At 51.3% G+C, this 21,106-nt stretch carries 19 protein-coding genes; 9 read left to right on the top strand and 10 right to left on the bottom strand.

The features are described 5' to 3' along the window. Positions 1-9: 9 nt before the first annotated feature. Positions 10-930: a short-chain dehydrogenase gene (locus C3F13_17075; protein ID PWB50180.1), complete on the bottom strand. Its 921-nt coding sequence runs from the start codon at positions 928-930 to the stop codon at positions 10-12. Between the two features lie 450 nt (positions 931-1,380). Between C3F13_17075 and C3F13_17070 the strand changes: the two genes are divergently transcribed. Next, positions 1,381-1,701 carry a hypothetical protein gene (locus C3F13_17070; GenBank protein PWB50179.1) on the top strand — a complete coding sequence of 107 codons (321 nt, stop codon included), beginning with the start codon at positions 1,381-1,383 and terminating at the stop codon, positions 1,699-1,701. Here the strand turns inward: C3F13_17070 and C3F13_17065 are convergent. From C3F13_17065 to C3F13_17055, 3 genes are all read right to left on the bottom strand, one after another. Next, positions 1,698-2,528, bottom strand: coding sequence for a hypothetical protein (locus tag C3F13_17065; GenBank protein PWB50178.1), 831 nt, complete (start codon positions 2,526-2,528; stop codon positions 1,698-1,700). The two genes, C3F13_17070 and C3F13_17065, sit on opposite strands and share 4 nt — an antisense overlap. A 51-nt stretch (positions 2,529-2,579) precedes the next feature. Beyond that, positions 2,580-3,908, bottom strand: coding sequence for an alpha-glucosidase/alpha-galactosidase (locus C3F13_17060; GenBank protein PWB50177.1), 1,329 nt, complete (start codon positions 3,906-3,908; stop codon positions 2,580-2,582). Positions 3,909-4,076: 168 nt separating this feature from the next. Then, on the bottom strand, positions 4,077-4,844 hold the full coding sequence (locus C3F13_17055; protein PWB50176.1) for a hypothetical protein: 768 nt from the start codon (positions 4,842-4,844) through the stop codon (positions 4,077-4,079). 187 nt (positions 4,845-5,031) lie between these two features. On the opposite strand from C3F13_17055, the gene C3F13_17050 reads away from it, so the two are divergent. After that, complete coding sequence (locus tag C3F13_17050) at positions 5,032-5,430, top strand: hypothetical protein (protein PWB50175.1); 399 nt, start codon at positions 5,032-5,034, stop codon at positions 5,428-5,430. A gap of 148 nt (positions 5,431-5,578) precedes the next feature. Here C3F13_17050 and C3F13_17045 read toward each other — a convergent pair whose 3' ends face one another. The 6 genes from C3F13_17045 to C3F13_17020 all read right to left on the bottom strand — a co-directional run bounded on the left by C3F13_17045 (position 5,579) and on the right by C3F13_17020 (position 12,095). After that, a complete protein-coding gene (locus tag C3F13_17045) occupies positions 5,579-6,553 on the bottom strand; it encodes a peptide transporter (protein PWB50174.1) in 975 nt (324 codons plus the stop codon). A gap of 69 nt (positions 6,554-6,622) precedes the next feature. Then, positions 6,623-7,288, bottom strand: coding sequence for a hypothetical protein (locus tag C3F13_17040; protein PWB50173.1), 666 nt, complete (start codon positions 7,286-7,288; stop codon positions 6,623-6,625). 29 nt (positions 7,289-7,317) lie between these two features. After that, a complete protein-coding gene (locus C3F13_17035) occupies positions 7,318-9,834 on the bottom strand; it encodes a hypothetical protein (GenBank protein ID PWB50172.1) in 2,517 nt (838 codons plus the stop codon). Between the two features lie 37 nt (positions 9,835-9,871). After that, positions 9,872-10,630, bottom strand: a complete 759-nt coding sequence (locus C3F13_17030) for a hypothetical protein (protein PWB50171.1) — start codon at positions 10,628-10,630, stop codon at positions 9,872-9,874. 172 nt (positions 10,631-10,802) lie between these two features. Further along, on the bottom strand, positions 10,803-11,264 hold the full coding sequence (locus C3F13_17025; GenBank protein PWB50170.1) for a MarR family transcriptional regulator: 462 nt from the start codon (positions 11,262-11,264) through the stop codon (positions 10,803-10,805). Between the two features lie 15 nt (positions 11,265-11,279). Further along, complete coding sequence (locus C3F13_17020) at positions 11,280-12,095, bottom strand: hypothetical protein (GenBank protein PWB50169.1); 816 nt, start codon at positions 12,093-12,095, stop codon at positions 11,280-11,282. 471 nt (positions 12,096-12,566) lie between these two features. On the opposite strand from C3F13_17020, the gene C3F13_17015 reads away from it, so the two are divergent. The 7 genes from C3F13_17015 (at position 12,567) to C3F13_16985 (ending at position 21,103) form a co-directional block, all read left to right on the top strand. Further along, positions 12,567-12,815 (top strand): hypothetical protein, encoded by a 249-nt coding sequence (locus C3F13_17015; GenBank protein ID PWB50168.1) that lies wholly within the window; start codon positions 12,567-12,569, stop codon positions 12,813-12,815. Between the two features lie 137 nt (positions 12,816-12,952). Beyond that, positions 12,953-14,716 carry a hypothetical protein gene (locus C3F13_17010; GenBank protein ID PWB50167.1) on the top strand — a complete coding sequence of 588 codons (1,764 nt, stop codon included), beginning with the start codon at positions 12,953-12,955 and terminating at the stop codon, positions 14,714-14,716. Positions 14,717-14,751: 35 nt separating this feature from the next. Then, a complete protein-coding gene (locus tag C3F13_17005; GenBank protein ID PWB50166.1) occupies positions 14,752-15,792 on the top strand; it encodes a diguanylate cyclase in 1,041 nt (346 codons plus the stop codon). A gap of 31 nt (positions 15,793-15,823) precedes the next feature. Then, positions 15,824-16,699, top strand: a complete 876-nt coding sequence (locus tag C3F13_17000; protein PWB50306.1) for a peptide ABC transporter permease — start codon at positions 15,824-15,826, stop codon at positions 16,697-16,699. Continuing rightward, positions 16,699-18,129: a hypothetical protein gene (locus tag C3F13_16995; GenBank protein PWB50165.1), complete on the top strand. Its 1,431-nt coding sequence runs from the start codon at positions 16,699-16,701 to the stop codon at positions 18,127-18,129. Before C3F13_17000 ends, C3F13_16995 begins: the two co-directional genes overlap by 1 nt. A gap of 56 nt (positions 18,130-18,185) precedes the next feature. Next, a complete protein-coding gene (locus tag C3F13_16990; protein ID PWB50164.1) occupies positions 18,186-19,643 on the top strand; it encodes a hypothetical protein in 1,458 nt (485 codons plus the stop codon). A 5-nt stretch (positions 19,644-19,648) separates the two neighbouring features. Beyond that, entirely contained in the window at positions 19,649-21,103 is a 1,455-nt protein-coding gene (locus C3F13_16985) for a hypothetical protein (protein PWB50163.1), read from the top strand. The last annotated feature ends 3 nt before the right edge of the window (positions 21,104-21,106 follow it).

Raw genomic sequence — 21,106 nt, 5'->3', positions numbered from 1 at the left:
TTGAAATCTTCACAGGTAGCTTACACCGGTCAGCTCCTCCGACTTTTGCCAGAGGTGTTCGGCATCGGCTTCATTGTGCGAGGCCTGGTTGGATTCGACCACGATGGGATAGCCGCTCCTCTCCCGTGGGCCACCTGGACCGTAATATTGCCCACCGCGCACCTGCGGGTCGACTGCTGCGCGGATTCCCGGCAGGGCACCCATGGAAGCGCTCTGCGCCAGGTACTTCATGTATATGTGTGAGAACCTTTTTAGGTGACCTCCCGCAAAATGGTCAGCCAGGTGAGTATCAGCAAGCCCTGGGTGGGCAGCAACTGCGATCGGATTGCTGCCGTTTCTTTCAAGCCGCCGCTCGAGCTCATATGTAAAGAGCAAATTCGCCAGTTTTGAGCGGCCGTAAGCGCTGATACGCGAATAGCCTTTACCACCCCGATACAGCAGGTTGTTGAAATCCATATTCCCCATACGATGGCCACCGCTGCTGATGTTGACCACGCGTGAACCGGGTGTCTTTTCCAGGAGGTCAATCAGCAACCCGGTAAGAGCGAAATGCCCCAAGTGATTGGTACCGAATTGCGCTTCAAAACCGTCTTCAGTCTGCCTGTAGGGCACCATCATGATCCCGGCATTGTTCACCAGTACATCCAACCGGTCATACCTAGATTTGAATTCATCTGCGAAGCTGCGGATTGAATTAAGGCTAGCCAGGTCGAGCTGCATGATCTCGGCCCTAGCTTGGGGAATCTCAGCCAGGATACTTTTAAGGGCTGCCCTGGCTTTATCCATATTACGGCAGGCCAGGATGGTGGTGGCGCCTTTGCGGGCAAATTCCCTGGCTGCCTCTAATCCAATCCCACTGTTAGCACCGGTGACAATGATCACCTTGCCGGTAAGATCGGGGATATTATTTACTGTCCAATTCTCACTCATATATCAACACCTCATCCTATATTTAAATTAGAAATACCTCATGCCAAATTAGGGTACTGCCAAGCACCCGTAATATCACTTCTTAGATGCAACCAGCCAAGCTTTCGATACAAAAACGGTCATGCCTGACTGATCACGATCCTGTAAATGGATGATCATAAGCTAGATGCGAACAAGAAATAGCAAATTATTGTGAGAAGTATCTCTATAGATTGATCAATCCAACTTAGGATTTTGAAGCGCAGAGGTTAAGCCTCAGCTGGCAGATTTGATATTGGGCTGATACCATCCACCCATACTCAACCCTGTTTGTGAAAAGGATAGTGCTGCAAGCCTCAGGTATCCAGGTGGGGCTGCCACAATCAAAAGCCGGACAGGACATCTTAGAAAACAATGATTGGCCGGGGAAGAGTGATCAAACGTCAATTTGGTTTGTGCTAAAATAAACCCATGTCCTTCTTAAAAAGTTTCAGCAATATCTTCTCTACCAAGCCAAGCGAAGCAGAACGCGCCTTATACCTCTATGTGCAGTGTAATAAATGTGGGGAAAAACTGCGCGCCAGGGTTGATATCTATAGTGAATTATCGCCCGATTACAAGGGCAGTGATAAGCCTGCATCGTATTATTGCCGCAAGGTGCTGGTTGGTGAAAAACAGTGCTACCAGCCTATCGAGTTAATTTTAAAGTTCGACAAGAATCATAAGCTGGTTAACCAGCAGATCAGTGGGGGAAAATTCGTCACTCGGGATGAGTTCGAAAGCCTGATCTAATGCAACTCGACCATCTCCGGCATGGTGATCAGGTGGAAGGCCAGCGTCTCCAGGTCATGCGCCTTGAATGAATGGTTTCCAGCTTCGCGGATTTTTTGTACATGAGCCAGAATGAGGGGTTGGTCGCCAAAATAGGATATTAATGCCTCATCATCATTGAGGATATCCTTTACCCCCAGCTGCGCGTAGATCTGGCTGACCAGACCGTAGCTCCAATCCTCCACGATGCCCATCTCGTCGGCCAGCTCACGCCGCTCCATGCTGAACAGGAAGGCCAGCCGTGACACCTCTGACTGGTGTTTTGAGAGGGTCGACTGTAGCGTCTTGCGCCCATCCATGACCACGCACGGATGTGGAATGGGGTAATGCATGGCTGCCGCAAGGGAACGCACACCTTCAGTAATCACCCATTTCCCAGTCAGGGCGATATCAATTGCCCATGCCAGGGCGAAGCTGATCTCATCCTTGAGGATGTAGCCAACAAAACAAGGATGTGCCAGGCGCGAAAGAACCTGCGGGTTGGCGCGATTCCCCGTACACAGGATGGCTGGAGGGTGTTTCAAGCCCGATATGACGCCCAGGATTTCGGGGATCCAATCCTCGCCCCCGGGAATTTCAGTGTCCATCAGGATCAGGTCCACGTTGGAGGACTTTTGGTGAAGTAAGGGGATGACCTTGAGTGGCTCGTCGAACTCACCCGCCAGGCGGGTACGCCAGTCGCGTGCGGCGAGCAACGCCATCCAATTGCGGGCGAAAGGGTCATCCTCGACGATGGCGATTTGAAATTCAGTTTTAGGCATCATTACCCTCCAGCAGGGGCGAAGCATCTTGATTGCGATGATCCTGGTTGTTAGCCGTGTGATGCTTCTCCCAAGTATTTATACGCTGAGCGATTTGAAATACCCCAGGTAATCCCTGTTCTTCTCAAACATTTGGTTCACCATGGTCTTAATATCAGCAAGCGAGAGCACGGCCGAGGTGAGCGGGTCATAAGCTATCGCCTGGAATACTATGCGCGGGTCGCCGGTCAGGGCGGCTTCAACCGCCATCTCCTCAATCTGAGCGGTCAGGTTGGTGAGTGGAGCACATTGAGGAGATAGTGCCCCCACATAGACTGGCTCGAAACCCTTGCGGCTGACCCACACCGGCACCTCCACGCACGCACCCTCGGGAAGATTGGTGACCAACCCGGTATTGGGAACGTTACCGTTAAAGGTGAAGGGATCGCCGCCCATCAGGGCATTGATGATGTATGCAGCATACTCAGCACCGCGCTCCAGATGGATAGGCGTATCGGAAGCAAACCACTTGCGGGCCTCATCCTTCCAGGTGTTCTCAGCAGCCTGGTATTCCTTCAGGATATAGGCATATTCTCCCGGGTTCCAACCTGTGCCGTGGGTGCAGTACTTATCAATCAGATCGGGGCGTTTACGGAACCAGGCATTGTACTCTGAATTATGCCCGCTGGACTCGGTCACATAATAATCGAGGTGCAAGAACATCTCATTGCGGACAATCTCCTGGTTATAAATCTCCGGGCGCTCCGTGACTGCCTTACGGATCAGCGGATAAGCATCCACGCCATTCCATTCATATTTTAGATACCAGGCCATGTGGTTAAGCCCGGCGCAGGTGTAGGTGATTTCATTGTAACGAGCGCCAATCCAATCTGCCAGCATCATTGCTGTGCCCTGCACGCTATGGCACAAACCAGTCAGGCGGATGGATGAGCGGCGTTGGAGAGACCGGCACAACATGGCCATGGGGTTGGTGTAATTGAGCAGCGTTGCATCTGGGCAATAGTGTTCCATGTCCGACACGATATCCAGCATGACGGGGATGGTCCGTAAGGCGCGGAAGATGCCGGATGGCCCTCGCGTATCGCCCACGTTGATATCCACGCCGTATTGCTTGGGGATCTCAATATCATAGCGCCAGACTTCCGTGCTCCCCGATAGGATGGTCACCAAGACGATATCGGCATCACGCAATGCTTCGATTCGATCCAGCGTGGCGGTTACCTTGGCGGGGTATTGTCCCAAGTCGATGATGCGCTGGACGGATTTCTGAGCAAAATCCAGGCGTTCAGCATCGATGTCCATCAGGGCTAGCGTGGCATCCTGAAGCAAGGGGAAGGTGAGGATATCCCGCACCAATCCACGTGTGAACCCGAGGCTGCCGGCACCGATGAAAGCAATTTTGGTCATGACTTCTCCTTGAGTGAGGGTGAGGTCTGGCTAATTATAACTTGACAAGATTAGCTTTTTCCCCCCTTGGTAATACCGGGCAGATATTATCGGGATGACATGCCAGGTTTACACCCACCTGCCAGCTTATAACTTCGGATGAGCTTGTACCACAGAGTCACCTTGGTATTACTTCCTTGCCACGACGACCAGGTTGGGGCTGCGGTCATGGTCGTATTTCGAACCACTCATATCACCAAACGCGCTCAGACGATTAAATCCAGCTTCTGTAAGGCTGAGCAGCAGCTCAAATTTCAGCATCGGACGCATGCGTGAGGAGACGATTTTCTGTGTCCACGTGCCTTCGGGTTGGCGATTCAGAATCACCATATTGAAGGTCAATAGCCCGTCGGAATCAAAATCATAAAACCGCTGGAAGATCCACTCCTCTCCTTCTTTGGAATTGGATTGGGGTTCCATCCAGCGCTGGTGGTTGGCGATCACAGCATCAAAATTGCGATTCTGGATGAGCAAAATGCCCCCAGGGGTGAGGCAATTGGCGAAATCTACCAAAGTCTTATCCAGGTCCTTCCGCGAAAGTAAATGGGGCAGCGAATTCCCAAGGCATAGCAAACCATCGAAGGAACCCCGACCGAAGGTACCTGCCAAATTTCCAAAGCCGGCTAGCTCGAAACGTACCGGTACCCCAGCTACCTGGGCATTACGGCGGGCATGTTCGATCATGCCCTGGCTTATATCTGACCCGGCTGTTGAATACCCTTGTTGTGCCAGGGCAATGGCATGCATGCCGGTGCCCGTAGCCACATCCAATATCTGCCTGGCATTGCTTTCCTTCAGCTTTTCAATGAGAAAGGGAAGCTCGACTGCCAGGCGATTCTGCCAGTTTACAAAACGGTCATAATCCGCACTCAGGGTTTCATACATGGCACACTCCATATCTCATCCAGCTCAACTCACTCGTCGCTGGAGTATTATAGAATAAATACGATTTTTAAGGGTTAGAGATCCCAGCCTCGTGCTGAGGCTATTCCATAAGCTTAACTTAAACTTATCTGAATGCATTCTTCATAAATTCTTCACAGGCGAGTGGTATGCTTGAGCAATAATAAATGGAGGCTAGATAATGAGCAAAGTATTGAAATGGATTTTGTATATCCTGCTTGGTTTGGTTTGTCTGGCAATTGTCGCAGGCATCATTTTGGCTTTTGTTGGTTTTGGCCATGGCTACAATATGATGCGGCCAGGCTTTCAGATGATGCAACCCTATTATTACTCCCATTACTACCCAGGAGGAGGCTTATTCCGTGGATTGCTGGGTTTGGGTTTTTTGGTGCTGGTCATCGTCGGTGTTGTCGCCCTGGTGAACGCCATCATAAACAGCAATCGGCGGTCTCAAGCACTTCCTCCAGCCCAGGTGCCACCTGCAACGCCTGAAGTACCTGCACGCACCTGCGCGAACTGTGGAAAGCCAGCCCAAGAAGATTGGCACACCTGTCCTTACTGTGGGAATCCCCTGACATAGATTTCGCTTGGCGGGCAGTGCCTGATATTGTCTGAGATAGCATCCTGACAACCACACACAAACAGGCATGCGGCGTTCCCATTCTTTCGGGAACGCCGCATGCCTGCTAATTTAATCACTTCATCAAGATTCGAGATGGGTGGACTATCTACAAGGTAAGCCAGGTGCCGATGCCCATATCCTTCGCGCGGCGATAAATCTCGGGGGCTACTGCCATGTCATCCATCGCCAGGCCAAGATTGATCGCCAGAGTTCGCTCCTGTGCGCTTTGCCGGCCAGGTTTCAGTCCGGCGACGATCTCACCCAGGTCGGCATACGGCGCTGGTGTTTCCTGGAAATAGCCAGCGCTTTTATAGTATTGGAACTGAGCATGGTCATCCGTGCTGATGCGGTCCATCTGCGACAGGGCTCCCCCAGTCCAATAACTGTCAAAATCGACCGCGCTGCCGAATGCGCCTGCTTGTAGCCAATCTTTTTGAATAGTAGGTGTGGGGTGCTTGAGGATCGGTCCCGAAGTCACCACCAAATCGCTATTAATTACCGCTTGTTTCGGGTCGTTCACACCGACAATCTCCAGACCTAACTTGTGTGACATCTCATCCACATAGTGCCCTTGCACTTCAGGATGGATGTCATACGCGTACACTTTCTCGATATGGAACAGGACGTTAAGAGCTTCCAGGTTGGTTCGCCCCTGTACCCCGCAGGCCAGGATACCAGCGGTCTTGCTCTCAGGCCGGGCGAGGTACTTGGCTGCCAGGGCAGAAGCGGCACCCGTGCGGTAGGCGGTGATCCAAGCACAATCCATCACGGCGTAGGGGATGCCCGTTTCGACATTGTTCAAGATGAGCAGGCCGGTGATATATGGCAGGCTGCGTTTTTGGTTTTCGGGATATCCGCTGACCCATTTTATGCCGGCTGATTTCAAGGACGGGATGAAGGCTGGCATGGCATGAATGAAAGCATCCGGCATGGTGTGGATGCCCGGTTTGGGGGGCATCTCAACCTTTCCGGCACCTTTCTCACGAAATGCCATTTCGAGCAGGTTGATTACGGTGGCCATGTCGAGGTTGACTTTGGTGACATCCGCCAGGGATAAATATAATATTTGATGATCACTCATGGTTACTCTCCGGAGTTTAATGTTTAAGCCAGGAATAGTCTACAATTATATCTGGCATTGAAAAGATATTCACCAGATATATGGGATCAAGCGCCTGGTTTTTTGGCTGTATTGGAGGAAATCGTCTCCAAATCCTGCGAATAATAGTTCCTCTTCAACATGAATCCGATAAACCAGGGCAGGCAGCATAATAAATAAGGTGGCAGCCAGGCCAAACCAACTCGAATATCCGATCGTGATCCCCACTCCCATAATCAGATATGCTGCATATGCAGGGTGACGGATGAAGCGGTATGGTCCTCGCTGTATCAGGACATGGTCATCCGTCACCCTCGCCCGGCCTGAGTAGAAATCTCCCAGTGTGATGCGTGCCCAACTGAATAAGGTTATCGACATAAAAAGCAAGACCAATGCTGCAATCTGCATACCGGTTGATCTTGGAAGCCTGTTCAGCGCATAGATATATTCGATAGGTGAAGCATAAAATACGAACAAGAATCCAGGAATGATCAGCCAGAGCGATCGGTCCTGATTCTCTCGTTGAATAAGTGATTCTTTTTTAAGGGTGCTGCGCACCAGGTAAGGTCCGCCAAATCCGTACGCAAGCGCAGTAAGGATCAGGAACCAATCGGTCAAGTTGCCCTTGCGGGTAGCGTAGCCAAGGTAAGCCATAGCGATGATCAGAAGGTAAGCTACAGCAATCAGCGCAACACGCAGGTATGGCTTATTCATCATCCACGATCAAAGTGAAAAAATTCGGCACCTTATTTTTGCGAATTTAGTTTACTTTTAATCATGACCCTGACCCACTTACCGATCTCGACCGCAATCAGTAACCCAAAGGCGATCGCGGCGATCCAGCTCCACTGCTGGAGGGAGAGTGGAACGATCCCGAGCAGGCTGCGGATATTGGGAAAGGCGAAGGCGATCACCACCATGAGTAACCCGGCAGCCACAGCCCAAATCAATGGTTTATTGCGGCTGAGCGGGCTCATGCGGAACAGCGGTAGGCGCATGGAGCGGTAGGCGAAGATATAGATCATGGAATTGACCGCAAAACTGGCAAACACTAGGCTTTGACCTTCGGCAAGATTGTTATGCGATAGATAGAAGTGACCAAATAATGTGAGTGCTGCAATCGCACTCCCAATGCTGATTACCCCGATCAAAGTTAAACCGAGGGGAGCCAGCACAGGTTCCTTGATCGATTTGGGTTTTTCGTCCATGATACCCTCCTCTTCGGGCTCGAATCCCAGGACGATATCGGATGGACCATCGCAGATCAGGTGGATCCATAAGATCTGAGCTACCGCCAGTGGGGCTGGCCAATGCAGCATCATGGCTGTAAAGATGGTGAGCACTTCCGCAAAAGAGTTTGACAGAGTGTAGGCGACCACCTTGCGGATATTTTCAAAAATTACACGCCCTTCCTCGATGGCGGCGACGATGGTGCGGAAGTTGCTGTCCAGCAGGATCAGGTCTGCGGTTTCCTTGGCAACGTCTGAAGCCGTCCCCACCACTACACCGATGTTAGCTCGCTGCAGTGCCGGGGCATCGTTCACTCCATCCCCAATCATGGCAGTGATTTCACCATTGGTTTGCAAGGCCTGCACGATACGTAGCTTATCCTGCGGGCGGATACGTGAGAAAACAGCCACGTCTTGAACCTCGTGCTGAAGCTGTTGGTCACTCATCCTGGCCAACTCTTCACCTTCCAGGCTATGCTCCCCACGCTTCATCAAACCGATCGTCCGGGCAATTTTCTCGGCAGTTTTTCGGTAATCGCCGGTGATCATTTTGATCTGAATCCCAGCATGCTGGGCAAGATCCACGGCTTCATGGACACCCTCGCGAATCGGGTCTTGCATACCGAGCAATCCCACCCAGCTATAGCCGGAGTAATCCTCAAGACTGCCCATTGAACGGTAAGCCAAGCCCAATAAGCGTAGCCCTTCACCGGCCCACTCATCTACCTGAGCGAGGATTTTATCGCGCTCCTCCTGGCTGGCGTTACACATCTCTAGCACGATTTCTGGTGCTCCCTTGAGAAAGTTGTAGTTTGCCCCGTGAAAATATACACCTGTTACAGCGGTAATCATGTATTTGGTTTCGCTGGTAAAGAGCTCCTCTGCCAAACGCTTCGAGCTGTCCAACAAATCTTTTGGATCGATGCCCAGGTTGTTTTGCGCGTATTCCCATAAGGCGATATCGACTGGGCCTTCCATATCATTGCACAGCACCATGGTTTGCATGGCACGTTGGTCATCCAGGAATTCAGTCCGTGCCACCCGCATTCGACCCTCTGTCAGGGTACCGGTCTTATCGGTGCAAATGACAGTAACCGAGCCCAAGGTCTCGACGGCCAGCAGCTTTTTGACCAGTCCCTGGCGCTTGAGGATTTTCCGCATCCCTAAAACCAAGATCACCGTCACAGCAATGAGCAGACCTTCTGGTACAGCGGCAATGGCCAGGATGATGGATACGCGCAGCATATCGAGAAATTCCCTGCCCATCAATAACCCCACCACGAGGATTGCCATGGTAAAGCCAATGACGATGTACGTCAGCACTTTGCTAAAAGTTTTTAACCTGACTTGCAGCGGGGTGTCCTCCTCGACGTGCTCACTGAGGCTGGTAGCAATTTGACCAAGCTCGGTACTGGTGCCAATTTTGCTCACCTGGATCATCCCGCGGCCGGTGATGACGGTTGTACCCATGAATACGATGTTGTGTTCATCGGTGGTATTTTTACTAACTGGTTCACTCTCGCCAGTCAGGATGGCTTCGTCAACCGCCAGCTGGGTGGATTCGCGTACCTGACCATCAGCGGGGACGTGCTCCCCAGAATTCAACATTACCAGGTCACCAGGTACCAGCTCCCAGACTTCCACTTCTTTTCTCTCACCGTCACGCAGGACGGTGGTAGTGGGTTTTAACAAGCCCTTGAGGGCGGTGTAGGTTTGCTGAGCCTGGTATTCCTGGAAAAAGCCCAAGACGACATCAATAATGACCACGGCCATGATGATGATGAAGTCGTTGTATTCCTTCACCAATAGCGATACGCCTGCGGCAACAAGGATGATATACACCAGCGGGCTTTTTATCTGATTTAGCAGGATTGTCCAAACCGTAGTCCCCTTTTCAACAGGAAGGCGGTTTTCTCCATGCTTTTTACGCAATTCCTGTATTTCTACCTGGTTCAAACCCGAGGGTGGAGTCTGGACGAATAGTGAAGTTTGATTTTCTATGGATTTGTTTGACAGTGTCATTTTCTTCCCCATTGCTTGAATGATCTCATAAATATCCCAGCGTAGACGATTAAGGAGCAGGGGTCTTAAGCAATGCTCCTATAGCGTAACCAACCAGGGCACTCAATGTACCAATCAGAGCCATTTCTAAGCCACTCTTCACAGGGTGTCCAATAGTCACACGTGCCTTATACCCACCAACGAAGAATAGAACCAGAGCGGTGACCAGCACAGATACCAGCATGCTTATGGTCACAGGTAAAAATATGAAGGGAATTAGCGGGATTAAGGAGCCAATAATTGCAGAAAAGCCTACGATGAGAGCAATCTTCCAAGCTTGCTTTCGGTCGATTGGGGTCAGCTGATGTTCTTCAGCCATCATAACCGCCACCCAAACATCTGGGTCCTTCGTAATTGTGTCAACGATGTGCTCTAATAACTCGCCTTGAAAGCCTTTTTCAGCGTAAATCTGTCTGACTTCATCACGTTCCACTTTTGGAACTTGTTCGATATGGCGCTGCTCGCGTTCGAGCTCGCTGTCATAGTAGTCTGCGTCAGCAAGGGTAGAAGTATAAGCAACTGCTCCCATGGATACTGATTCTGCAAAAGTAGCGGCAAGGCCAGCAACCAGCACGAGGTGAGGGTCACTGGTGGCAGCGGCTACACCGAGAATGACTCCAAGCACATTTACCAGACCATCTTGCCCACCAAGAATAATATCTGATAATCCTGAGGCGCTCCGGCGGTGTGGGTCCAGGTTGTTATGAATATGGTGATCGGTGTGATGCGGTGCGTGAGGGAATAGTAATGTTTTCGTCATCCTTGTCATTTCCAAAGCAAATATGTTAGTACATCATCTTTAACAATAAGCGAGTATATTTTGGAGAAGCTGTGTGCTTTATTGGTAATTTTTTCCGGTATTGGGTCTGATGATCTTTTGCTTATTTTCAGTATTCTCTGTAAACAGTACCTGGCTTATAGTTCCTTACCTGCACTGTGAATTATTTTGTGGAAATTTTTTGTATAATGGCAGGGAATTCCTGCTCAATGTTTGAAAATAAATCATGCGCTTCTTTCAACCTTTCCTTCAGAGGCTCCGGTTTATCAACCATTAACAGCATGCCCCTTTCTGTGATCTGGTGCAGTCCGGCCATCAACCCTAACCACTGACGCATGTAGATGATCCACCCCCCAGGTTTAAAACGATAATAATCGCGGCGTGGGATTGGAGAAGCCACTCTTTCAATCAGGCCGCGCTCCATCAGCAAGCGAGCCATAATGCTGATGGAACTCTTGCTGGCATGCAGCTTCTCTCCCAGATCGGTGATGGATTGAGAGATTGGATCGGAAATGAGCAACGCACCAAGGATGCGGCCGGCCATGCGCGGCAGCCCCATCTGTTCAAAGTACAATCCTATATCTTCGATAAAGTGAAGTTCTTCAATCGGTTGAAGTCCGTCCATGGGTGAATGCCTCTATTACAAGTTATTTGGTTTCCGGAATTCGATACAATACATGAAATTATTCCAGATGTTGCCTAGTTTTACATCAAGCATACTCGCTGGCACAAGATCAATGGGTGCGATAATCTCTCTCCGCTGGCCTTGAAACGCCGCCTTGAAACCCGGCAGAAATTTTTCATACCATTGGGCACCAGATTCATTCTCGTCACAGATGATGAACTTGGTACCAGGTTTCGCCACCCGGATCATCTCATTGATGGCCTTCTGCTGGTTGGAAAAAAAGTTGATGCCACCGATATGGAAGACAGAGTCAAAGCTGCAGTCTGTGAATGGCAGATCATCTGCGTTCGCCAGGAAAAGATCCACAGGCCAGCCTCTGCGGTGGATGAGCGAGCCACAACGTTTTAGCTGTCCGCGCGAGATATCCAATCCGAACACTTCACCGACCCCAGGCATGGTGAGCAGATAAGGTAAATTCACCCCACTGCCAATGGATACCTCGAGTACCTTGCCTCCTTTTGGCTCGAGCCGGTTCAGAACCTCCGTGCGGGCTTTTGCATCGGTGGTGCCAAGCAACCGAAAACCAACCTTGGAAAAAGCGGTGTAGATCAAGGAAAACCAATCATACAAGTGGGCGAAAGTTTTATCGAGACCTTCCAGCTCCGTTTCCTCTATGAATTGGGGTATCCCGTGCCGGATGGGAAACTCTACCTGGCAGGTGACGCAAGACAAACTGCCCACATCAATAAGCTGATTGGTAAGGGCAGGGAGGAGGGATAATGGACCGTGGCAGGTGGGGCAGATCAGCAGATCAAGACTGGTGCGTTTCATAAAGTTAGCACAGAAGTATACAGCGTTCCCAACGTTTTGTAAATACTAAACGTTCGAATTGATAGTTATTAACTTGAGATTATTGACACCAGAATTACCAGAGAAATTGCCGATATTCCGCTACGTGGAGTCGTCTATTGTGGAATTCCGACCTGAAATTGTAAATGAATGTATGATATCGCCGAAAAACATAAATTTTTAGGTAAAATCCTACAAAGATGTGATTTTCTAATCACACAAATTGACGAAGACTTTATTTCGTGATAACATGAAGATTAAAGCGGGATGAAATTAATCTGCCCAAATTTTGGGTAGAAAACCCCGTGATGATCGAGATTCCTTGGATGCCTGTTATTTATTTCCGCGTAAACGCAGAGGACAATTATTCAATAATATAACCGAGAAAAGTAATCGCACGCCCGACGATTATTCTTCTGTTTTAAATGTTGGATTCGATGCAGGAGGAGAGTAGTGAAGGGAATGTTGATCAAGGAGGGGGGAACTCGGCATACAGGCAATTTCAATACGCTTTCTCGACTGATGTTGCCCAGGCTGACATCACACGCTAAACACCTGGCTACTTCCCATCTTGTTAAGATTCATAATAATAAACTGCTTGATCAGAACCTGGTCGCAAAGCCAAAATCCATGCGAAAACAAGCCAGTACACAGTTCGTTTGTTTTGTAAATTTAAAAATCCTGGAGAGATGCTCAGTTTAATCTGGGCAGATACAGGTTGAGTATTCATGCGCGAATGCTCATGATCGTAGACATTTCGGATAGTGCCAATCCATCTTGCCAAGTGACCATTCAAAAGAACCATAAAATAGAACTAAGCAAAAAAGGAGAATAAGGAAATGAAAGCGAAAATGAAGTGGTTCACCTTGCTGGCGATTTTGGTATTGATCGGGTCTTCGCTTGCAGGCTGTACTACACAGACCCAGGCTCCAGCAGTTCAACCAACCACCGGCGAAATTCCGCCGGTAACCGAGCCAACTGCGGTCCCAGAAAAAACCTCGATAACGGCAGTTATCGCCGAAGACCCACCCACCTTTAATGGAGCTATCAACCAAAATGGGTTTGATGTGCTTGTTATGGAGCTGACCATGCTTGGGCTGGCAGATCTGGATGAGAATGGCAATCCATTTGCAGAGCTGGCTGTAGAGCTGCCGTCCGTCGAGAATGGGGGTGTGGTCATCGATGAGGAAAATGGAACCATGGATGTAACCTGGAAGCTTCGGCAGGACATTCAATGGGCAGATGGCACACCAGTCACTGCTAATGACGTGGTCTTCACCTATGAAGCAGTGGTGGACCCCGAGACAGGCTATTGGATTCCTGGCATTGATTATGTGGATAGTGTAGAGAAAATCGATGAATATACTGCAGTTGTGCACTACAATGCCATATATCCAGGTTACCTGATCCAATTCGGAGGCTACTTGATGGTAGTGTGGCCGGCTCATTACTGTGATGCTGAGCAGGGTTTCGCCAACTGGGACTGCGGATTGCAGCCTCTGAGCAATGGCCCGTATATCCTCAAGGAATGGGTGCAGAATGACCACCTGACCTTCGAGAAAAATCCAACCTATTTCGAACCGGGCAAACCGTCAATCGATGAGATCTTGGTCAAAATCGTCCCGGATGAGGCAGTCCGCAAGCAGATGCTGATTAACGGGGATGCTGATCTTGATATGTGGACACCTGAGCCGATTGTCTATGAACTGCAGAATTATTCTGATGCTGTCCAGGTCAGCCTGAGCCCGGTGGATCGCTGGGTGATGCGTATCTTCTTTAACCTGGCAGCCAAGGGGACAACCGACCCGGTTGCAACACCTCACCCCATCCTCTCCGATGTCCGCGTCCGTCAAGCTATCCGGATGGGCATCGATGTTGATACCATTTCGAAAACATTTTGGTACGATTATGCCAAAAAGGTCTGGACGGAGTTCTTCCGACCTCCCTACAATGTGTGTGACATCCCGGAGCCAAAGTATGATCCTGAAGCCGCCAAAGCTCTACTTGAAGAAGCTGGTTGGGTAGACATTGATGGGGATGGTATCCGTGAATGCCAGGGTTGTACCACTGGCGCCGAGGACGGCTATAAGATGGAGATGGAGTTCTATACCTATTCAGAGTATGGTGAAGCCCTCGACCTGACTCAGGAGTTTATCGCTGAAAAACTTGGAGAAATTGGCATCAAGCTCAGCATTCAAAGGGTTGAGGGGACTGTTCTTTGGGATTCATCCGAAAACGGTGGCATCGAGCAATCGGGTGATTTTGATATGGACATCTGGGACGACGGTTATTCTGGCACTGACCCGACTGATTTCCTGTGGGGTTACTATTATTCAGCGGCAGCTGTACCTGATGCTGGTTTAAACTATGGTCGTTACATTAAGCCAGAGGTGGATGAGCTGATCGATGCCTCATATACCTTGGACGAAGCTGTACGTCAGGAGAGTTTCTGCCAGCTGGCTAAGATCCTGGATGAAGACCTGCCCGAGCTGATACTATTCACCACTGTGGATGCCAATGCCCATTCCACACGGCTGCAGGGTGTGAAGTCGAACGCCAACGAGATTGTCACCTGGAATGTGGCGGATTGGACCGTAAAGTAATCATTGAGCTGATTGGGATAAAGGATTAGACAGAAGTGGGCAACTATCTTGTCAGGAGACTGCTGCAGGCGATTCCATTATTGCTGATCGTTAGCGTCGTCTTATTCGCCCTGGTTAACCTGGCACCTGGTGGCCCACTTTCTGGAAGGGGGACATCCCGGCGGTTGAATGCGGAACAGATCGCGATATTAAAACGCCAGTTCGGCCTGGACCAACCCGTGTATGTGCGTTATGTCTTCTGGCTGATCGGCAATGATTGGACAAAGATCGATGCGGATGGGGATGGCGTAAAGGAAACCCCCGGGCACGGCAAAGGCATCCTGCGAGGTGATTTTGGTAATTCTTACCGCACCAGGAAACCTGTCATCGACTCGATCAAGGAGAGTTTCAAAAATACCGCATATCTGATGTCGGTGACATTATCGGTTGTGGCAATCATCGCCATCCCTGTCGGTGTAATATCCGCCGTAAAACAATACTCCAAGTTCGATATCGTTGTCACTACATTGTCATTTATTGGCCAGGCTATCCCAGAGTTTTGGCTGGGTTTAATCTTGATTTTAATATTCTACGTCTGGCTAAAAAACCCCATCACAGGAGATTCGCTTCTCCCTGCGGGAGGGATGTATACCTTGGGCATGGGGTTCTCGCTAATCGACTGGACGAAACATTTAATCCTGCCTGTCACTATGGGAGTGGTGGGTTGGGTGACGTGGTATTCACGCTTCTTGCGCTCCAGCATGCTGGATGTTATCCACCAGGATTACGTCCGGACCGCCAGGGCTAAGGGCTTGACCTTGAACAAGGTCTATTACAAACATGCTTTACGCAATGCCCTGCTCCCATTGGTGACGATTTTTGCACTTGACCTGCCGTACATTTTTGCTGGCTCACTCTATGTAGAGATTCTCTTTTCATGGCCTGGGATGGGACGTTTGTATTACCAGGCTGCAATCGATCGTGATTATCCCACTTTGATGGCCATCCTGACCATTGGAACGGTAGCGGTGATTATTGCTAACCTGCTGGCTGATATCGTTTACTCAAGATTAGACCCCCGCATACACTATGACTGAAGCCTCCATTCAAATCGCACGCGAATCAACCATGAGTGGGATGATCTGGAAGCGTTTCCGGAAACATCCTGGCGCGATTGCAGGCAGCATCGTGTTGTCTTTAATCATCCTGGCATGTGCATTTGCCTTCCTTTCCCCATACGATCCGATCAAGTCGGATATGGCTGAGCGTTACCAGCCACCTTCATGGTCGCACCCGATGGGGACTGATGCACTCGGACGGGACTTAATGACGCGGGTTTTATATGGAGGCAGGGTATCACTTGCGGTAGGATTTTCGGTGATGATCATCACCCTCTTGATCGGGGTGCCAGTTGGGGCGATTGCGGGTTATTTTGGGGGGCGGATTGATAATATCTTAATGCGTATCACCGATGCAGCCCTGGCTTTACCATCCTTGCTGGTGCTTATCCTGTTAAGCGCCGTCCTTCGCGAGGTCGATGCACCATTTTTAAAGAGTAATCCCGTGTTGACCATCGCAGGGGTGATCGGCTTGCTGGCCTGGATGTTCACCGCCCGTATCGTGCGTGCCTCCTACCTAACGATTCGTGAGATGGACTTTGTGACCGCCACGCGGGCCTTGGGGGCCAACAACATGCGGATCATTGCCATCCACATCTTCCCCAATGCCATCGGGCCAGTCATCGTTGAGGCCACGCTGGAAGTAGCTTATGCCATCCTGGAAGAATCGGGGCTTAGCTATCTTGGATTCGGCATCCAGCCTCCCACGCCATCGTGGGGCAACCTGCTCAGCAATGCTCAGGATTATCTGGTGAAATACCCCTGGTTAGCTATCTTCCCGGGATTAATGATCTTCTTGTCGGTAATCTCGATCAATTACATCGGTGATGGCTTACGCGACGCGTTTGATCCACACAAAGTTTTGGAGAAAATGGGGGAAGTTTAATGAAAACCCAGGTGCAGGTGCTATCTTCAGATGAGTGTGACCGCATTCATGAAGAGACCTTGCGTATATTACAAAATACTGGGGTGAGGGTAGATACTCAGCGCGGGCGGAACTTGCTTGGGCAAGCTGGTGCAGATGTTGACCACGCTTCGCATATCGTACATTTTCCAAAAAATCTGGTTGAGGCCTGCCTGGATCTGGCGCCCAAGGCATTCCAGCTTGGTGCCCGCCGGCCCGGGTGCACACTGCCCATGAACAGTGGACGGTGTGGAATCATCATGGATGGCGCGGCAGTCTACACTTACGATGCGGATGCAGGTGTGCGCAGGACTGCCAACCTGGATGACTGGTACCTGGCGACACGCCTGGGTGACTGCCTGGATGATATCGATGTGTACTGGAGTGCCATCGAAGGCTGTTGGGGACATACGCCTGGTGATACGGTGGCATACTGGAAAACCATCTTTTCAAATTTTTCCAAGCATATCCAGGAATCGACCGCAACACCTGAAGCAAGCCGCTGGATGCTGGAAGTGCTCCAGGTGGTGTTTGGTAGCCCGCTTGAGTTTAAGCAAACCCTGCCGGTTTCATTCCTCATATGCCCCGCCTCCCCTCTGCTCATCGAGGGTGAATATACGGATGCCTACCTTGAGACGTTGGAGTGGGGCATCCCCGTGGCGGTGATGACCATGCCGATGCTGGGGTTAACCGGACCGGCTTCATTGATCTCGCAACTAATCCTGGCTAACTGTGAGACGCTGGCAATGCTCTGCCTTATCCAGGCTGCTGCACCAGGAACTCCATTCATCTACGCAGCCGTGCCTGTAATTGCCGATATGCACTCAGGCCGGTTTGGGAGTGGCGAGGTGGAACATGCCCTGCTAAGCGCGGCAGTGACACAGCTTGCCCGCATGTATCAGTTGCCAGTAGAAGCTAGCACGGGAGGTTCGGACCACCATGTGCCATGTATCCAAGCAGCTTATGAACGTGCATTGAATTATGCCCTACCGGTCTTAGCACAGCCCGACTTACTGGTGGGGCCGGGGTTGCTGGGGGGTTCAACCATCTTCAGCCCTGAGCAAATGATGATTGACGTGGAAGTTGTCCGGCGCTGTAAACGCCTCAGCTCAGGAATTGGCAGCAGCACCGAAAAATGGCTGGGTGAAGTGATCTCCGAGCTGGGACCGGGAGGAAATTACCTTAAACATGGCTCTACGCGCAGGATGGTTCGTTCCGATGAAATCTATAGGAGTAAATTTGGGCAGCATGGCCCGTACGAACAATGGATCGCTTCGGGTTCACCAGACATCCTGGCTGAGGCCAGGGAAGATATTCGACAGCTTTTATCACATCACCAACCCTTGCCCTTACCTGAAGATACGCTACGCGAGCTTGAACACCTCGAGAGACGGGCACGTGCGTCTCGGTGACACATCGATAAAATAACCCATTCCGTAAAAAATGACCAGCTATTCAAGGATAAATTATGCCAACCGAATACCCACCCTTACAACCATTACAGACCAATTATCACCTGCAATTCCTGACCGATAAACAGCTGGATGATTTGCAAGCCGCAACGCTGGAGATCTTAGATAAGACTGGCGTACGATTTCCATCCCAAAAAGCCCTGTCGATCTTTGCCGAACACGGTGCGCAAGTGGACTGGCAGTCGCAGGTGGTCAGAATGCAGCCGGATTTTGTTTTGAGAGCCTTATTCACGGTTCCCCGCTATTTTATACTAGGCGCGCGGCGACCGAGCTATGACTTGCAGCTGGCCCAGGGAGTGACATTCTTTACTACAGACGGGTGCGGGGTGGAGACCATTGACTTTACCACCCGGCAGCGGCGGCCTTCATGCAAGGCTGACGTTGGAACGATGGCCTTGATCTCCGATTACCTGCCATCCATTGCATTTATCTGGCCGATGGTGAGTGCCCAGGATCACGGCGAGACTGCCCCACTGCATGAAATCGATGCCGCCTGGAATAACTCGGTAAAGCATGTGCAAAGTGAAACGGTGATGGGGGAAATTCCCTGCCGGTATGCTGCTGAGATGGCTAGTGTGATCGCCGGAAGCCGGGAGGAGCTGCGCCAGCGCCCACCGTTCTCGCTAGTGGTGTGCACGATCGCTCCGTTGGTGCAAGACACGGCTGGGATCGAAGGTGCGCTGGTATTGGCAGAAGCTGGGCTACCAGTCGGGTTCCTGGCCATGCCCACCCTGGGGACGACCGCCCCCGCTACCCTGGCCGGTGCATTTGCCATGGGGGATGCTGAGATTATCAGCGCAACGGTGCTCATGCAGCTTCACGCCCCTGGTGCCCCGGTTTTTCACTCGTTGATGCAAGCCTGGGCTGACCCGCGCACGGGGGGCTATGTGAGTTATTCGCTGGATAGCCGGACGCGCTACGCACCGGTGGAAATGGCCCACCATTGGGGTATGGCTTCACTGGGAGCTTGCTACGGCACGGATGCCCATGAACCCGGCACATGGCTGGGTGCAGGGGAGGTGGCACTGGATCCATACCTGGCTGGTTTGGCCGGTGCAGATATTGTCACCGGATTGGGGCTCTCAGAGACATACACGCTGCTCTACCCTGAACAGATCATCATGGATGATGACCTGTACCAGCGGGCTCGCTACCAGCTGATGGATCTGGAGGTGAGCCCCGAGACATTAGCGCTCGACACGGTTCATGCGGTCGGTCCGGGTGGTCATTATCTGGGGCAGAGGCATACTCGCAACCACATCCGCGAATCGCTGGTTCGCGGCATTAATCACCAGATCGGTGAAGATGGAAAATATCGCGACCCTCGCCAGGTTGCGATTGAAAAGGTCGATTGGATCCGCAAGAATCATCATCCACAGGCATTGGAAGGTGAAAAACAGGCTGAGCTTAAACGGATTTTGGCGGCTGCGGATAAAGAGCTTCGCAAGGGGTAGCAACTATGGCTAGTGAAACTCCCGCCCTGCAACCGATCGTGCCCGGTTACCATGTGAATATCCTGGATGAACGCCAGCTTAATGAGCTGCAGGCGGCCACCCTGGAGATCCTGGAACAGGTGGGGGTGCACTGCCCATCGGAGATGGCACTAAAAATCTACGCCGAGCATGGCGGCAGGGTGGATTTTCAGCGCCAGCTGGTAAAGCTGCCCAGCGAGGTGGTGCTGGAGACTATGAATCATGCCCCGCGTTACTACACCATGGGGGCGCGTTCCCAGGACTTCGATTTGCACCTGGATGGCACAGCCTTGTATTGCGCAACGGATGGGTGTGGGGTTGAAACCATCGATTTTGTCACCCGCCAGAGAAGGCGCTCCAGAAAAGAAGATGTGGCTGCCATGGCCAGGGTATCCGACTACCTGAGCGCCCTGGGATTCTACTGGCCGATCGTCAGTGCACAGGATTACCCTGAGACTGCCCCGCTCCACGAAATTGAGGCATCTTTCAACAATACCATAAAGCATATCCAATCTGAGACCATCATGGGCGAATGGACGGCACGTTATGCCATCGAAATGGCAAACGTGGTGGCAGGTTCTGAGCAGGTCAGGCGCCAGCGTCCGCCCCTGTCCTTGTTGGTATGTTGCATCGCACCCCTAGCCCAGGATCGCGATGGTCTGGAATCAGCCCTAGTGTTTGCCGAAGCAGGTCTGCCGGTGGGATTCATGTCGATGGTCAATACCGGGACCACCGCACCGGCCACCCTGGCAGGCACGCTGGTCACCGGGGATGCAGAGATCATCTCCGCCCTGGTGTTGCTGCAGATGGCAGCGCCAGGTGCCCCAGTATTTCACTCCCTGATGCCCGGTATCATGCACCCACGTACCGGCGATTACCAGAGCAGCACATTCGAGGGCTCGCAGCTGTACCCGTTGGGCGCGGAGATGGCCCACCATTGGGGAGTGCCCACGTTGGCCGGTATCTTCGGGACAGATGCAGTTGTCCCAGGCTGGCAATCAGCTGCGGAAGCTGAATCGTCATTATTGTTGTGCGCGCTGGCAGGCGCTGAAACCGGCAGTGGATTAGGCTTGGTTGAGTCGTGCATGTTGCTCTACCCTGAAGCAATCTTATTGGACGCCGATGTATACCATCGTGTCAGGCATGAAGCCTCCCATTTTAACACCAGCCCTGAGGCCTTAGCCTTGGATGTGATCCGCGAGGTCGGCCCACGCGGCCAATACCTGGCTCATCGGCATACCCGCCAAAATCTACGCCAGCGCCAATACTCCAACCTGACCGGCCAGCGAAACTTGGCCGGAGACTATCGGGACGTCCTTGAAGTAGCCCGCGAAAAAGTGGAATGGATCCTGGCCAACCATTATCCCCAGCCCCTGGAAGACGCTCAAAAAGCTGAGCTACGCAATCTATTGAAAGCTGCAGACCAGGAAAAAGGTCACTAGATC

The sequence above is a fragment of the Anaerolineales bacterium genome (assembly GCA_003105035.1).
GTDB lineage: Bacteria > Chloroflexota > Anaerolineae > Anaerolineales > UBA4823 > FEB-25.
This window is presented reverse-complemented; position numbering and strand designations above follow the sequence as displayed.

Excerpts from the sequence above, each read along its gene's own strand:
- C3F13_17075 (PWB50180.1), bottom strand. The coding sequence starts at position 930 with ATGAGTGAGAATTGGACAGTAAATAATATCCCCGATCTTACCGGCAAG.
- C3F13_17070 (PWB50179.1), top strand. The coding sequence starts at position 1,381 with ATGTCCTTCTTAAAAAGTTTCAGCAATATCTTCTCTACCAAGCCAAGC.
- C3F13_17065 (PWB50178.1), bottom strand. The coding sequence starts at position 2,528 with ATGCTTCGCCCCTGCTGGAGGGTAATGATGCCTAAAACTGAATTTCAA.
- C3F13_17060 (PWB50177.1), bottom strand. The coding sequence starts at position 3,908 with ATGACCAAAATTGCTTTCATCGGTGCCGGCAGCCTCGGGTTCACACGT.
- C3F13_17055 (PWB50176.1), bottom strand. The coding sequence starts at position 4,844 with ATGGAGTGTGCCATGTATGAAACCCTGAGTGCGGATTATGACCGTTTT.
- C3F13_17050 (PWB50175.1), top strand. The coding sequence starts at position 5,032 with ATGAGCAAAGTATTGAAATGGATTTTGTATATCCTGCTTGGTTTGGTT.
- C3F13_17045 (PWB50174.1), bottom strand. The coding sequence starts at position 6,553 with ATGAGTGATCATCAAATATTATATTTATCCCTGGCGGATGTCACCAAA.
- C3F13_17040 (PWB50173.1), bottom strand. The coding sequence starts at position 7,288 with ATGATGAATAAGCCATACCTGCGTGTTGCGCTGATTGCTGTAGCTTAC.
- C3F13_17035 (PWB50172.1), bottom strand. The coding sequence starts at position 9,834 with ATGGGGAAGAAAATGACACTGTCAAACAAATCCATAGAAAATCAAACT.
- C3F13_17030 (PWB50171.1), bottom strand. The coding sequence starts at position 10,630 with ATGACAAGGATGACGAAAACATTACTATTCCCTCACGCACCGCATCAC.
- C3F13_17025 (PWB50170.1), bottom strand. The coding sequence starts at position 11,264 with ATGGACGGACTTCAACCGATTGAAGAACTTCACTTTATCGAAGATATA.
- C3F13_17020 (PWB50169.1), bottom strand. The coding sequence starts at position 12,095 with ATGAAACGCACCAGTCTTGATCTGCTGATCTGCCCCACCTGCCACGGT.
- C3F13_17010 (PWB50167.1), top strand. The coding sequence starts at position 12,953 with ATGAAAGCGAAAATGAAGTGGTTCACCTTGCTGGCGATTTTGGTATTG.
- C3F13_17000 (PWB50306.1), top strand. The coding sequence starts at position 15,824 with ATGAGTGGGATGATCTGGAAGCGTTTCCGGAAACATCCTGGCGCGATT.
- C3F13_16995 (PWB50165.1), top strand. The coding sequence starts at position 16,699 with ATGAAAACCCAGGTGCAGGTGCTATCTTCAGATGAGTGTGACCGCATT.
- C3F13_16990 (PWB50164.1), top strand. The coding sequence starts at position 18,186 with ATGCCAACCGAATACCCACCCTTACAACCATTACAGACCAATTATCAC.
- C3F13_16985 (PWB50163.1), top strand. The coding sequence starts at position 19,649 with ATGGCTAGTGAAACTCCCGCCCTGCAACCGATCGTGCCCGGTTACCAT.